Source organism: Roseicella sp. DB1501 (assembly GCF_013112485.1).
Classification (GTDB): Bacteria; Pseudomonadota; Alphaproteobacteria; order Acetobacterales; family Acetobacteraceae; genus Paracraurococcus.
Window position 1 is genome coordinate 198,416 of the sequence record NZ_JABFHG010000004.1, and the last position, 13,805, is coordinate 212,220.

The 13,805-nt window shown below is 72.4% G+C and carries 13 protein-coding genes; 11 read left to right on the top strand and 2 right to left on the bottom strand.

Annotated elements, in window-relative coordinates:
- Positions 1-33: 33 nt before the first annotated feature.
- Positions 34-1,617, bottom strand: coding sequence for a class I adenylate-forming enzyme family protein (locus HJG45_RS09880; protein ID WP_171611962.1), 1,584 nt, complete (start codon positions 1,615-1,617; stop codon positions 34-36).
- 214 nt (positions 1,618-1,831) lie between these two features.
- Between HJG45_RS09880 and lptF the strand changes: the two genes are divergently transcribed.
- From lptF to HJG45_RS09900, 4 genes are all read left to right on the top strand, one after another.
- Entirely contained in the window at positions 1,832-3,007 is a 1,176-nt protein-coding gene (gene lptF, locus HJG45_RS09885) for an LPS export ABC transporter permease LptF (protein WP_171611963.1), read from the top strand.
- Positions 3,004-4,131, top strand: a complete 1,128-nt coding sequence (gene lptG / locus HJG45_RS09890; RefSeq protein WP_171611964.1) for an LPS export ABC transporter permease LptG — start codon at positions 3,004-3,006, stop codon at positions 4,129-4,131. The genes lptF and lptG overlap by 4 nt, the downstream gene beginning before the upstream one ends.
- Positions 4,128-6,464: an LPS-assembly protein LptD gene (locus tag HJG45_RS09895; RefSeq protein WP_171611965.1), complete on the top strand. Its 2,337-nt coding sequence runs from the start codon at positions 4,128-4,130 to the stop codon at positions 6,462-6,464. Before lptG ends, HJG45_RS09895 begins: the two co-directional genes overlap by 4 nt.
- Before the next feature lie 197 nt (positions 6,465-6,661).
- Complete coding sequence (locus HJG45_RS09900; protein ID WP_171611966.1) at positions 6,662-7,633, top strand: tripartite tricarboxylate transporter substrate binding protein; 972 nt, start codon at positions 6,662-6,664, stop codon at positions 7,631-7,633.
- A gap of 6 nt (positions 7,634-7,639) precedes the next feature.
- Here HJG45_RS09900 and HJG45_RS09905 read toward each other — a convergent pair whose 3' ends face one another.
- Entirely contained in the window at positions 7,640-8,509 is an 870-nt protein-coding gene (locus HJG45_RS09905; RefSeq protein ID WP_171611967.1) for a DMT family transporter, read from the bottom strand.
- 117 nt (positions 8,510-8,626) lie between these two features.
- Between HJG45_RS09905 and HJG45_RS09910 the strand changes: the two genes are divergently transcribed.
- From HJG45_RS09910 to HJG45_RS09940, 7 genes are all read left to right on the top strand, one after another.
- On the top strand, positions 8,627-9,382 hold the full coding sequence (locus tag HJG45_RS09910) for an MBL fold metallo-hydrolase (protein ID WP_171611968.1): 756 nt from the start codon (positions 8,627-8,629) through the stop codon (positions 9,380-9,382).
- A gap of 46 nt (positions 9,383-9,428) precedes the next feature.
- On the top strand, positions 9,429-10,037 hold the full coding sequence (locus HJG45_RS09915) for a phosphohydrolase (protein ID WP_171611969.1): 609 nt from the start codon (positions 9,429-9,431) through the stop codon (positions 10,035-10,037).
- Between the two features lie 59 nt (positions 10,038-10,096).
- On the top strand, positions 10,097-10,549 hold the full coding sequence (locus HJG45_RS09920) for a thioesterase family protein (RefSeq protein ID WP_171611970.1): 453 nt from the start codon (positions 10,097-10,099) through the stop codon (positions 10,547-10,549).
- Positions 10,550-10,715: 166 nt separating this feature from the next.
- Positions 10,716-11,318, top strand: coding sequence for a metal-dependent hydrolase (locus HJG45_RS09925; protein WP_171611971.1), 603 nt, complete (start codon positions 10,716-10,718; stop codon positions 11,316-11,318).
- 86 nt (positions 11,319-11,404) lie between these two features.
- Positions 11,405-12,424, top strand: a complete 1,020-nt coding sequence (locus tag HJG45_RS09930; RefSeq protein WP_171611972.1) for an NAD(P)-dependent oxidoreductase — start codon at positions 11,405-11,407, stop codon at positions 12,422-12,424.
- Entirely contained in the window at positions 12,421-13,395 is a 975-nt protein-coding gene (locus HJG45_RS09935; RefSeq protein ID WP_171611973.1) for a tripartite tricarboxylate transporter substrate binding protein, read from the top strand. Before HJG45_RS09930 ends, HJG45_RS09935 begins: the two co-directional genes overlap by 4 nt.
- A gap of 57 nt (positions 13,396-13,452) precedes the next feature.
- Positions 13,453-13,797: an Hpt domain-containing protein gene (locus tag HJG45_RS09940; RefSeq protein WP_171611974.1), complete on the top strand. Its 345-nt coding sequence runs from the start codon at positions 13,453-13,455 to the stop codon at positions 13,795-13,797.
- The last annotated feature ends 8 nt before the right edge of the window (positions 13,798-13,805 follow it).

Below are 13,805 nucleotides of genomic sequence, written 5' to 3' on the forward strand. Positions count from 1 at the left end.
CTGCCCTCCCTCGGTGTCGTCAGGCGCGGACGCCTATGGCTGCCTGCCGCCGCCGCTCTCGCCAGCGCCCGCGGCGAGCTGGGTCTTCAGCACCCGGTGCAGCACCTTGCCGGTCGCGTTGCGCGGCACCTCCTCCTCGCGGAGGAAGGAGACGGAGCGGGGGCGCTTGTAGCCGGCGAGCCGGCCGCGGCTCCAGTCCAGCAGCGCCTGCTCGGTCAGGCTCGCCCCCTCGCGCAGCACCACCGCGGCATGCACCCGCTCGCCCCAGCGGGCATCCGGCAGGCCGATGACGATGGCGTCGCGCACCGCCGGATGCGCGGCGAGCAGCGCCTCGACCTCGGAGGGATAGACGTTCTCGCCGCCGGTGATGATCATGTTCTTCTTGCGGTCGAGCAGCCGGATGAAGCCGCCCGGCCCGCGCACCCCGATATCGCCGACGGTCAGGTAGTCGCCGCGATAGGCCTCGGCCGTCTTCTCCGGCAGGCGCCAGTAGCCGTCGAAGGCGTAGGGGCTGCGGGAATAGAGCTCGCCCGGCTCGCCATCCGGCACCTCCCGCCCCGCATCGTCGAGCAGGCGGATCGGCGCCGAGCCGACCACCTCGCGCCCGACCGAGCCGAGCTGGTCGAACTGCTCGTCCGGATGCAGCATCGTCACCCAGCCGGCCTCGGTGGAGCCGTAGAGCTCGAAGAGGCCGGAATTGGGGAACATCTCCATCACCGCCCGCTTGGTCTCGGCCCGCGCCGGGGCGGAGGAGACCAGCAGCTTCTCGACCCGGCCGAAATCCTGGCCGGCCAGCGCGGCGCGGCTGTCGAGCATCATCTCGTAATGCGTCGGCACCAGCGAGGTGAAGGTCGCGCCGGTGCCGGCCAGCGTCCTGAGGCAGAGCCCCGGATCGAAGCTCGGCCGCGAGAAGACGCCGACAGCCGAGCCGCCATAGAGGAAGGCGGAGAAGAAGTTCAGCGAATTGGCGTGGCACATCGGCATGACCAGCAGCGCCTCGTCGCGCCGGCGCAGGCCGAATTCCACCCGCGTCATCATCGCCAGCATGGCCATGCCGCGATGCCCGCGGATCGCCCCCTTCGGGTTGCCGGTGGTCCCCGAGGTGTACATCAGGCACCAGGGGTCCTGCGGCAGGACGGTCACCGCCGGCGGCGGATCGGCGGCGGCCGCGATCAGCGACTCGTAGCCCTGCCAGCCCGCCGGCGCCGGACCCGCGCCGAGATGGATGAGCCGGTCCGGGCCGAGATGCAGATCCGCCACGATCTCCTCGACCGGGCCGAGCAGCGGCGTCTCGACGATGAGCGCCGCCGCCTCGCTGTCCTCGAGGATGAAGCGGATCTCCGGGCCGACGAGGCGGAAGTTGATCGGCACCGCGACCAGGCCGGCCTTCGCGGTCGCGGCATAGATCTCGACCCATTCGATCCGGTTGTAGGCGAGCACCGCAACCCGGTCGCCCTTGGCCAGGCCGAGGCCCAGCAGCCCATTCGCCAGCCGGTTCGCGCGCTCCTCCCACTGGCGGAAGGTCATGCTGCGGTCCAGGTCGCGGGCGCCGATCCGCTCGCCCTGCAGGCGCGCCTGCACGCCGAGCATCTGCCCGAGGGTCAGCACCTCGCTCATTCGCCGATCCACCAACCCAGACGTTTCGCCCCGCGGTCGTGTCGACCTGCTCAGCCACTCGACACCTCCGGGCAGGGTCTTGTCCATCCCCAAGGCCTTGCCCCAAGCCATGGCCAGGGCGCCGCAGCGCCGCCACACCCGGCACATCCCTGCCGCGACCCGGGCGGCGGCGCTTTCCGCCGCCCCCCGCCGCCGCTAGGGTGCCGCCAACCCCATGACCCGGCTCGATCGTTACATCTTTCGCCAGCTCTCCGTCGCCCTCCTCGCCGTCACCATCGGCCTGGCGGCGCTGGTCTGGCTGACGCAGTCGCTGCGCTTCATCGAGCTGGTGCTCGACCGCGGCCTCTCCTTCATGGTCTTCATCGAGCTGACCGGGCTGCTGCTGCCGAGCTTCTTCGCCGTCATCCTGCCGATCACCACCTTCGTGGTGACGCTCTTCGTCTATGTCCGGCTGGCGGCGGACCGGGAGCTGGTGGTGATGCGCGCCGCCGGCCTCTCGCAATGGCGGCTCGCCCGGCCGGCGATGGCCCTGGCCGGGCTCGCCATGATCCTCTGCTACGTGCTGAACCTCTGGCTGGTCCCGGCCAGCCAGGCCGCCTTCCGCGCCTGGCAGTACGAGATCCGCAACCAGCTCGCCGCCATCCTGGTGCAGGAGGGGGTCTTCTCCTCGGTCGGCGACGACCTGACCGTCTATGCCCGCTACCGCGACCCGGACGGCACCCTGCGCGGCATCCTGATCCACGACGCGCGGGAGCCCGGGGCGCCGGTCACCATCCTGGCCGAGGCCGGACGCATCACCCCGGGCCCGAACGGTCCGCGCGTCACGCTCGAGAACGGCGAGCGGCAGCAGGTCGAGCGGGTGCCGCCGCCCGCTGGCGCGCCGCCCGGGACGCCGGCGACCACGCGCCTCTCGGTCCTCTCCTTCAGCGAGAACAGCGTCGACCTGGCGCGCACCACCCGAGGTGCCGGGGGGGAGACGGACCGCTACCGCAACGCGCAGGAGCGCACGATCGACGAGCTGCTGCACCCCGACCCGGCCGACCACGTGCCGGAACGCGACCTGCGCCGCTTCCGGGCCGAAGCGCATCAGCGCCTGGCCTCGCCGCTCAACGCCATCGGCTTCGGGCTGGTGGCGCTGGCGACCGCGCTGACCGGGCAGTTCCGCCGGCATGGCGGCGGCCTGCGACTCTTCACCGGCATCATGGTGGTGGTGGCGCTGCTGGCGATCGGGCTGATGACCGGCAACCTCGCCGCCCGGCAGAATGCGGTGATCCCGCTGATCTGGGTCAACGCCCTGGCGCCGGGGCTGGTCTCGGCCTGGGTGATCGGCGGCATGCCCGGCCTGCCGCATCTGCGCCGGCCGCGTCGGCCGGCGGCGGGGGCGGCATGACCATCACCGCCACCCTCTCGCTCTATGTCGCGCGCCGGTTCCTCGGGGCGACCTTCGCCATGCTGGCCGGGCTGACCCTGCTCATCTCACTCTTCGACTTCATCGAGCTGCTGCGCCGGGCCGCGGCGCGGCCGGATGCCGGCTTCGCCCTGGTGGCGACCATCGCCGGGCTGCGCCTGCCCTTCGTCGCGTTGCAGATCCTGCCCTTCGCCATCCTGCTCGGCGGCATCCTCGCCTTCTGGCGGCTCACCCGCTCCTCGGAGCTGGTGGTGGCGCGCGCCGCCGGCATCTCGGCCTGGGGCTTCCTCTCCGGCCCGCTGATCGTCGCGCTGCTCTTCGGCGTCATCGGCACCATGGCGGTCTCGCCCCTCTCCTCGGCGATGCTCGCCCGGGCCGAGCGGCTGGACTACGCCTATCTGCGGGCGAGCGCCGGGCTGACGGCCATCGCCGGCGGCCGGCTCTGGCTGCGCCAGGCCGATCGCGGCCTCGATCCGCAGGGCGTCGCCATCCTTTCCGGCCGGCCGGCCGCGGCGGGTCGGCCGAACGAGCGGCCGGGCGAGTTCACCCTGACCGATGTGAGCCTCTGGCGGCTCTCGGCGGGCGACCGGCCGCTGGCGCGGATCGAGGCGCCGCGCGCCCGGCTGCTGCCGGGGCGCTGGGTGCTCGAGGACAGCGTCACCTTCAATGCCGACCGCAGCGCCGGCCCGCGGGAGACGCTGTCCTTTCCCACCGACCTGACGCCGGACCGGATCGAGAACAGCTTCGCCTCGCCCGATACGCTCTCCTTCTGGGCGCTGCCCGGCTTCATCGCGGTGCTGGAGGCGGCGGGCTTCTCGGCGGTGCGGCACCAGCTGCATTTCCAGAGCCTGCTCGCCCTGCCGGTGCTCGCCGCCGCCATGGCGCTGCTCGCCGCCGGCTTCTCCATGCGCCCCTCGCGCCGCGGCGGCGTCGCGCAGATGATCGGCGCCGGCGTCTCGGCGGGCTTCGCGCTCTTCGTGCTCGACAAGATCACCAGCGAGTTCGGCGAGGCCGGCACGCTGCCGGTGGAGCTCGCCGCCTGGGCGCCGACCATCGCCGGGCTGCTGCTCGCCCTCGCCCTGCTGCTGCACCTGGAGGATGGATGAGCCCTGCCGCTTCCCGGCGGCGGCGGCGCGTCGGCGCCGCCTGCGCCCTCGCCCTGCCGCTGCTGCTCGGCCTGCCCCTCCGGGCGCTGGCGCAGATCGACCAGCCGAGCGTGACGCCGCGCGACCCGACGCCGGCCCCCTCGCTCGGCCAGCCGGCGGCGCAGCGGGTCGAGCCCTTCGCCGGCCTGACGGGCGGCGGCCCGCGCCAGGACACCAACGCCCCGGTCACCTTCACCGCCGATGAGGTGGAGTACGACCGCGAGAAGGGCCTCGTCATCGCCCGCGGCAAGGTCGAGGCCTGGCAGGGCGAGCGGCTGATGCGGGCCGACGAGTTCACCTACGACCGCAACACCGGCGTCGCCACCGCGCGCGGCCATGTGCAGCTGCTCGAGCCGGACGGCACGGTGCTCTTCGCCGAGTCCGCCGAGCTGAAGGACCGTTTCCGCGACGGCGTGCTGGAGGGGGTGCGGGCGCTGCTCGCGGCCAACGGCAAGATGGCGGCGAACGGCGCCCGGCGCACCGGCGGCACGATCAACGAGCTCGGCCGCGTGGTCTATTCCTCCTGCGACCTGTGCAAGGACGACCCGACCGCGCCGCCGCTCTGGCAGGTGCAGGCGCGCCGCGCGACGCAGGACAAGGACGCGCTGCGCATCTCCTACCGCGACGCCACGGTGCGCTTCTTCGGCGTGCCGGTGCTCTACACGCCCTATCTCTCGCACCCCGATCCCTCGACGCCGCGTGCCTCGGGCTTCCTCTTCCCGACCGTCGGCTATACTCGCTTCCTCGGCGCCTTCTTCGAGACGCCCTACTTCTGGGCGATCGACGACAGCTCCGACCTCACCATCACGCCCATCCTCTCCTCCCGCCAGTATCCCAATCTCGGATTGGAATACCGCAAGCTCTTTAACAGCGGCGAGATCCTGGGCAGCGCCTCGATCGGCGGCCTCAACGGCAAGGATACCGGCGGCAAGGAAGAGCTGGCCGGCCACATCTTCCTCAAGGGCCGCTTCACCGTCGACGAGAACTGGCGCGCCGGCTTCGACCTGAACCGAGCCAGCAGCGAGATCTACCTGCGCACCTTCCGATACGAATACCGGCGGGTGCTGACCAGCCAGGTCTATACCGAGGGCTTCTGGGACACCCAGGGCTATGTCCGCCTCGATGCCCGCGCCTATCAGGGCCTGCGCACCTCGGACGACACCCGCCAGGTGCCCTATGTCCTGCCGAACATCTATGCCGAGCGGGCGCCGCGGGAGAAGGTGTTCGGCGGCTTCCTCACCCTCGATGCCGGGCTGCTCGGCATCTACCGCGACATCGGCAGCCAGTCGCAGCGCATCGCGGCCCGCGCCCGCTGGGAGCGGCCGGAGATCGACAATCTCGGCGGGGTCTGGACCTTCAAGCTGCAGGCGGATGCCATCGGCTACCGCGCCTCGGGCCAGCAGGAGCCGCCGACCAACCTGCCGGACGCCAACGGCACGCGCGGCGTCGGCAACATCCGCGCCGCCGTCGACTGGCGCATGCCCTTCGTCCGTTCCGCCGGCGAGTACGGCACCCAGACCATCGAGCCGCGGGTGCAGTTCGTCACCGGCCCGCGCATGGGCCCGCAGCGCAGCGTCCCGAACGAGGACAGCGTCGATTTCGAGTTCACCGACGCCAACCTCTTCGCGCTCAACCGCTTCAACGGCCGTGACCGGCAGGAGGGCGGCAGCCGGGTGGATGCCGCGCTGCGCGGCGCCTGGGACTTTCCGAATGGTGGCCAGGTGGAGGGGCTGGTCGGGCGCTCCTACAGGTTCGACAACGACTTCCGCGATGCCAACCCCTATCCGGGCTCCGGCCTCGACGAGCGGGCCTCGGCCTATGTGGCGCGGCTGCGCATCGCGCCGGTCTCCTGGTTCGAGACGATCGGGCGCGTCCGCACCAAGGGCGACCAGCCGCTGAACCGGCAGCTGGCCGACACCACGGCGAACCTGACCGTCAAGGGCATCACCTTCTCGGCCGGCTACCTCTATTCCGTGCCGCTGCCCTACCTGACCTCCGACACGGTCGGGCGGACGGCTTCGCGCTCGCGCGACGAGGTCTCGGCGGGCATCGCCGGCAGGATCAACGAATACTGGCGCGCCGGCTTCGCGGCCAAATACGATCTCGGCATCGGCCGCTGGGTGCTGATGCAGGGCTTCGCCGGCTACGAGGACGAGTGCTTCATCCTGGAGGGCCGCTTCATCAAGCGCTTCGCCCAGGACCCGACCACGGCGACGCTCTATCCGGCGGACACCGTCGTGCTGTTCCGCATCGGCTTCAAGACGCTGGGCGAGTACTTCTTCCGGGCGCTCTGATCATCCCCACGACGTCGCTGCGCGACGCCGCGGGGGCCCCGATCGGCCCATTGTTCCAAGATCCGTCACAGCCGGCCGAGGCAAAGCCTCGGCCGGGCAACGGGCAGCGACGGGCGGCATCATTTCGGGGCCTTGATGGGTTGCACCTGCGCCGCGGCGTGCGCAGTCTCGGGACAAAGTCCGGAGGAGTCCCGAGAATGACCCTGCTTCACCGTCGGCGCGGCCTGCTCGCCCTGGGCGCGGCCACGCTGGCGAGCCCCGCCCTCGCCGCATCCGGCTTCCCCGACCGGCCGATCCGGCTGGTGGTGCCCTGGCTGCCCGGCGGCTCCGCCGATACGCAGTTCCGGGTGCTGTCGGAGATCGCCTCGAAGCGCTTCGGCCAGCCGGTGGTGGTCGAGAACCGTCCCGGCGCCACGGGCACGCTCGGCGCCCAGATGATGGCGCAGGAGCGCAGCGGCGATGGCACGCTGGTCGGGCAGATGCCGATCAGCGCCTTCCGCCTGCCGGTCATGACGCGGCGGCCGAGCTTCGACCCGATCGCCGACTTCACCTACATCATCCACCTCACCGGCTATGTCTTCGGCGTGGTGGTGCGGGCTGACCAGCCCTGGCGGAGCTGGCAGGAATTCCTCGCCCATGCCAAGGCCAATCCCGGCCAGGTGACCTACGGGACGCCCGGCGTCGGCAGCACGCTGCACATCACCATGGAGCGGATCGCCCAGGCCGAGGGGATCGAGTGGCTGCACGTGCCCTTCAAGGGCGGCGCCGACAACACCCAGGCGGTGCTCGGCGGCCAGGTGGTGGCGAATGCCGACAGCACCGGCTGGGCGCAGCTGGTGCAGGAGGGACGGCTGCGCCTGCTGGTGGTCTGGACCGCCGAGCGGGCGAAGCGCTTCCCGGAGGTGCCGACGCTGCGCGAGGTCGGCATCGACATCGTGGCCGACAGCCCCTACGGCATCGTCGGCCCGAAGGGGATCGATCCCGGCATCGTGCGGGTGCTGCACGACGTCTTCCGCGAGGCGCTGCTCGACCCGAAGCATGTGGAGACGCTCGAGCGCTACGACATGCCGGTGCGCTACATGGGGCCGGAGGAGTATGCCGGCTTCGCGCGCAAGCTCTATGCCGATGAGGGGGCGATCATCCGGAAGATGGGACTGCGGATCGATTGAGGTGCCTCATCGCCGCCGGTGCAGCCCCTGCGCCAGCCAGAGCGTCGCGGCGAGCATGAGCCCGGTCCCGAGCGCCAGGCTCCAGCCCGGCTGCTCGCCGAAGAGCAGCAGCGCGAAGACGGCGGTGATCGGGATGCCGGCATAGTCGACCGGCGCCAGCAGCCCGATCTCGGCCCGGCGGGAGGCGGCCTGCAGCAGCAGGTCGCCGGCCACCGCCAGCCCCGAGCCGCCGAGCAGGCAGAGCAGGGCGAGCGGCGAGGGGGAATCCCAGACCAGCGCCGAGACCGGCCCCCAGACCAGCACCGAGCTGATGCCGTACCAGGCGACAACGCGCGGCGGCGGCTCGGTCCCCGCCATGCGCTTCATGGCGATCATCACCAGCGCCCCGGTGATGCCGCTGGCGACCGCGGCGAGGGTGCCGAGCAGGGCGGTCTCGCTCATCGCCCCCTCCGGCCGGGCGATGACCAGCATGCCGAGGAAGCCGAGCAGCGCCGCCAGCACCCGCTCCCGCCGCAGCCGCTCGCCGAGCAGCAGGACGGCGAGCGGCAGCGCCCAGAGCGGCTTGGCCTGCATGATCGCCACCGCATCCGCCAGGCGCATCCAGGCGATGGCGAGCAGGTAGAGCATGAAGCTGGCGATGCCGGCGGCGCAGCGCAGCGCGTGGCCCCAGGGGCGCCGCGTCGCCAGCGCCGAGGGGCCCTGCCGCAGCAGCCAGGGCGAGAGGATCAGCAGGGTGAAGGCGCCGCGCGCGAAGGGCAGCAGGGGCAGCGGCAGCCCATCCTGAATGGCGAGGCGGAAGCAGGCGCCCATGCCGGCGAAGGCGGTGGTGGCGGCGAGCATGAGCCCGAGGCCAGCCAGGGCGCGGGACGACTCCATGATGGCGACCCTTACGACCCTGCTGCGATGCAGCAAAGCCCTTGCCGCACGGTTGACGGCGCCCGGCCGCCCCGCGACCCTGCCGGTCCCGCGGGAGGCCAGCGGGAGGAGGATGCGATGTACCGGCTCGACGTGCTGATCCAGGGCTATCCCGGCAAGTCGCTCTGCCATGGCGGCCTGGGCTGGAGCACCATCGCCCTGCTGCGCGGCGAGGGCCGGACCATCCTGATCGATGTCGGCGCCTTCGCGGTGCGGCCGGAATTCGCCCGCCAGCTCCAGGCCGCCGCATGCGCGCCGGAGAGCGTGACGGATGTGGTGCTGACGCATGCGCACTGGGACCACGCGGTCAACTACACGCTCTTCCCGAAGGCCCGGATCTGGATCGGGCGGGTGGAGATGGACTGGGCGCGCAGCGTGCCGGCCGGCTTCAATCCGCTGCCCGAGCTCTATGTGCGCGACCTGGCGCAGCATCCGCGGCTGCACCTGCTGGAGGACGGCGAGGCCTTCCTGCCCGGCCTTACCGCGCATCTCTGCCCCGGCCACACGCCGGGCTGCCTGGTCTACCGCCTGACGGGCAACGAGGTGCCGGTGGTGTTCAGCGGCGATGCGGCGAAGAACCGGGCCGAGATGCTGTCCATGGCGACCGACATGACCATGGATGCCGCCGCCAGCCATGCCAGCCTCGAACGCATCTGGGGGTTGTGGCGGCAGGCGCCTGGAACGCTGCTCATCCCCGGCCACGACCTCGCCATGCGGCTCGATGCCGCCGGCCGGCCGGACTATCTGGGCGAGCGCCGCGCCGGCATCGCCGCCTGGTTCAGCGAGGATCTCGCGGTGACGCAGGAGATCGACCTCGCCACGCCGCGCTTCTGACGCCGCGGAGGCGGGGCGGGCCGCCCCGGGCGAGGCCCGCGCCTGGGTGCGGCTGCCCTCAGGCCGGCGGCTCGACCTGCTGTCGCCGACGCCCTTCGACTGGACCGACGAGGACCTGGCGATCGGCCTCGCCCGCACCTTTCGCTGGGGCGGCCATTCCATCTGGCCGGGCGCGCCGCTCTCGGTCGCGCAGCACTCCCTCGCCGTGCTGGCGCTGCGCCGGGCCCGGGCGCGCGGCGGGTTGACGCGCGCGGAGGCGCGGCGCGAGCTGCTGCACGATGCCGAGGAGGGGCTGCTCGGCTTCGATTGCATCTCGCCGCTCAAGCCCTTCCTCGGCGCCGGCTTCGCAGCGCTGCAGGAGCGGCTCGGCACCGCCGTCGCGCGGCGCTACGCCCTGCCGGCCTGGACGCCGGAGGCGAAGCGGCTGCACAAGGCCTGCGACATCGCCCTCGCCGCCGCCGAGGCGGTGCATGTCGCGGGCTGGACGCGGGCCGAGGTGCGCGGGACGCTCGGCATCCGCGCCGCGGTGGTGGAGGCGGACCCGCTGCAGGCCGTGCATGGCGGCGAGCCGGATTTCGCGCCCTGGCGCCCCTGGCCGCCGGAGCTGGCGGCGGCGCGCTTCCTCGCCGCGCTCGGCGCGCTGTCCGGCGGCTGAGGCGGGGCGCTGCCCGCTGCCTCGCTGCGCCTGGTGCCGATCCGCCCTATGCTGCCCGCATGTCCGATGCACCGGCCCGGCTCGAGGAATTCGCCTTCACCCATCCCCTGCGCGTCCGCTGGGCGGAGCTCGATCCGCAGCGCATCGTCTTCAACGCGCATTACCTGACCTATTTCGACGTCGCCCTGTCGGAATACATGCGCGCCATCGCCTTCAAGCATCCCGAGGGTCTCGGCAGCCATGGCTGCGACATCGTGCTCGCGCATGCCGCCCTCGATTTCCGCGGCTCCGGCCGCTACGACGACGCGCTGACGCTCGCCGCCCGCGTCGCCCGACTCGGCCGCACCAGCCTGACCTTCCGGATGGGCTGCTTCCGCGAGCGGCAGCTGCTGGTCGGGGCGCGGATGGTCTATGTCAACGTCACCCTCGGCGAGCACAAGCCGGTGCCGCTGCCCGAGCCTTTCCTGGCCAGGATCCTCGCCTTCGAGCGGATCGCCCCGGAACGCGGCTGAGCTTTTCAGGAAAAGATTGGACAATCCGCGCGTTGCGGAGGAATCTTCAGGCGCGTTCTCATGTTATCCCGCCAAAGGCGCGGAATAGCACGCCGGGCGCCCCGCTTGCTGATCCCTATCGATGGCGCCCGGCCCGGCGCGCCCGGGCAGGAAGGTTCCCACCGCCATGCTGGCGGGTTCGCATGTCGCCCTCGGCGCCGCCGCCTGGATCGCGGTCGCGCCGCATCTCGGCCGCCCGCCGCTCGATGCCGAGGCGCTTGCCCTGGCCGTCGCCGGCGGGCTGCTGCCGGATATCGACCATCCGAAGAGCTGGGTAGGGCGGCGGCTGCGGCCGGTCTCGGACCTGGTGGCGGCGCTGTTCGGGCATCGCGGCGTCACCCATTCCCTGCTGGCGCTGCTCGGCTGCGGCTGGTTGCTGCATCAGGGAGTGCTGCCGGCGCGCTGGGCGGAGCCGCTGGTCGCCGGCTATCTCAGCCATCTGCTCGGCGACCTGCTGACCCCGGCCGGGCTCCGCCTGCTCTGGCCCTTCCGCGGCACCTGGGCCTTGCCGCTCTGCCGCGCCGGCTCGCCCTTCGAGCCGCTGGTCGTGGCGCTGATCCTGGTCGCAGCCTGGAGCACGCTGCCCGACCGGCCGGATGCGCGGGCGGCGTTGCACCGCATGGGACTCTTCATCGCCGGCAGCACCGAGCCCTTGCCGCCACCCCCGCCGCCGCCGCCCCGGCGGCGCGTCATCGGCCTGGCGGTACCGTTCGCCGCCCGGCAGGCATAGGCGGCCACTCCCCGGCTCACGCCGACACCCCCTGGCGCCGCGTCGCCGCCCGCGCTTGGATGCGCGCCAGCCTGAGGGAGTGAATCATGCCAGGAACCCCCGCCGTCCCCATCCGCGGCAACCGCTTCTGCATCGTCGGCGGCGCCAGCCTCGTCGGCTCCGCGACGGCGGGCGAGCTGCTCGACCACGGCGCGGCCGAGGTGGTGCTGTTCGACAATTTCGCCTTCGGCTCGGACGCCGCCATCGCGCATCTGAAGGACCATCCGCGGCTGCGCCTGATCCGCGGCGACGTGATGCGCATCGCCGACCTGCTGCGCGCGACCGAGGGCATGGCCGGCGTGCTGCAGCTCGCCGCCTACATGACCCTCTCGATGGACCGCGACCCCTGGGGCGGGCTCGACGTCAACATCCGCGGCGTGCAGAACGCGCTCGAGGCCTGCCGCGCCAACAAGGTGGGGAAGGTGGTCTTCGCCTCCTCCAACGCCACCTATGGCTATGGGCCGGGCGTCGCCGGCGAGCTGGTCGAGGACACGCCCTTCCACAGCGCCGGCGCCCCGCCCGCCGCCATCCTCTACGGCGCCAGCAAGATCATCGGCGAGCAGCTCTGCCGCGACGCCTTCCGCAAATGGGGCCAGGACTACGTGGTCCTGCGCTATTCCACGGTCTATGGCGAGCGGCAGCACTACCGCGCCGCCAACGCGCTCTACATCATCGAGACGCTGGAGAAGGTGCGGCGCGGCGAGCCGCCGGAGGTCTTCGGCGACGGTTCGGAGACCAAGCATTTCGTCTATGTCGGCGACCTCGCCCGCGCCAACCGCATGGCCTTCGAGAGCGCGGCGACCGATGTCGCGGTCAACACCTCCGGCCCGGCGCCGACCACCACGCTCGAGCTCGTCCAGCTCGTCACCGAGCTGGCCGGCGGCGGGCTGGCGCCGCGCTTCGTCGGCAACGAGCCGGGCAAGGTGCGGCTGACCAGCGGCGGCGCCTTCCGCATCGCGCATGAGGCGGCCTTCCAGGCGATCGGCTGGAAGCCCGAAGTGGATATGCGCGAGGGGCTGCGGCGGCTGATCGCCTGGCGCGACTCGAATGAGGGGAAGGCGGCATGAGCGGCGCCGCGACCCGCCGCGCCCTGCTCGCCGGCGGTGCCGGCCTGCTCGCCGCCCCGCTCGCCACCCCGGCGCTCGGCCAGCCGCGCTGGCCGGAGAAGCCGATCGAGATCCAGGTCGGCTTCGTCGCCGGCGGCGGCACCGATCTGGATGCCCGCAGCTATGCCCGGGCGCTGGAGAAGCGGATCGGCGGCACCGTCGTCGTCACCAACCGTCCCGGCGCCGGCGGCGAGCTGGCGCTGGCCGCGGCGGCGCGCGCCAAGCCGGATGGCTACACCCTCGGCACCACCAACTTCCCCAGCCTGATCACCATCCCGATCGAGCGGGCGGCGCAGTTCAAGCTCGACGACTTCGCCCCGCTCGGCAACCTGGTGCGGGACCCGAGCGCCATCACCGTCCGCGCCGACAGCCCCTATCGCAGCCTGGCCGAGCTGCTCGACGCCGCGCGCGCCAGGCCGGAGCAGCTCACCTACGCCTCGCCCGGCGTCGGTACGGATGACCACCTGCAACTGGTGCTGCTGCAGGCCGCGACCGGCATCCGCATGACGCATGTGGTCTTCCAGGGCGATCCCCAGCTTCGCACCGCCGTGCTGGGCGGGCAGGTGGACAGCATGGGGCTCAATATCGGCGCCGTGCTGCAGGTGCCGGACAACCTCCGCATCCTGTCGCAGGCCGGCGCCGAGCGCAGCCGCTTCCGCCGCGACGTGCCGACGCTGAAGGAGCTTGGCATCCCGGTGGAGATGGCCTCCGAGCGCGGCGTGGTCGCGCCCGCCGGCACGCCGTCCGCAATTCTGGCCCGGCTGCGCGAGGCGACGGCGGATATCGCGCGCGACCCGGAATTCGTGAAGCAGCTCGAGGACCGCTTCACCGAACCGGCCTGGGAGCCGGGCGAGGCCTGGTTCAAGCGGCTCCGGGCGCAGGAGGGGGAGTACCGCACCCTGTGGCAGCGCACCCCCTGGGCGCAGCGCTGAACGACGGGTGATACGTCGCGATTGACCGGTGCGATGCGGGATGCCACCCATGCGGGCGTGACCGCACTCGATCCCAGCATCGCCGAGCAACTGGCCCGTGACCTGCCGGCCGAGGATTTCCGGCGCATCCTGGAGACCTTCGAGGAGGATCTGAGCCGCCTCGCGGGCGAGCTCGATCAGGCGGCGGGGGCCGGCGATGCCGAGGCCTACCGCCGCGCCGCGCACAACCTGGCGGGCGCCGCCGCGGCGGTCGGCGCGGTGGCGCTGGAGCGGGCCGCGCGCATCGCCCTCGATCCCCGTGCCGGCGTGCCGCCGCAGCAGATGGTGCCGCGGGTCCGTGCCGAGGCCGCGGCGGCGCTGCAGGAACTCGCCGCGCTCGCCGCCCGGCACGCGGCCCCTTGATCGCCGCC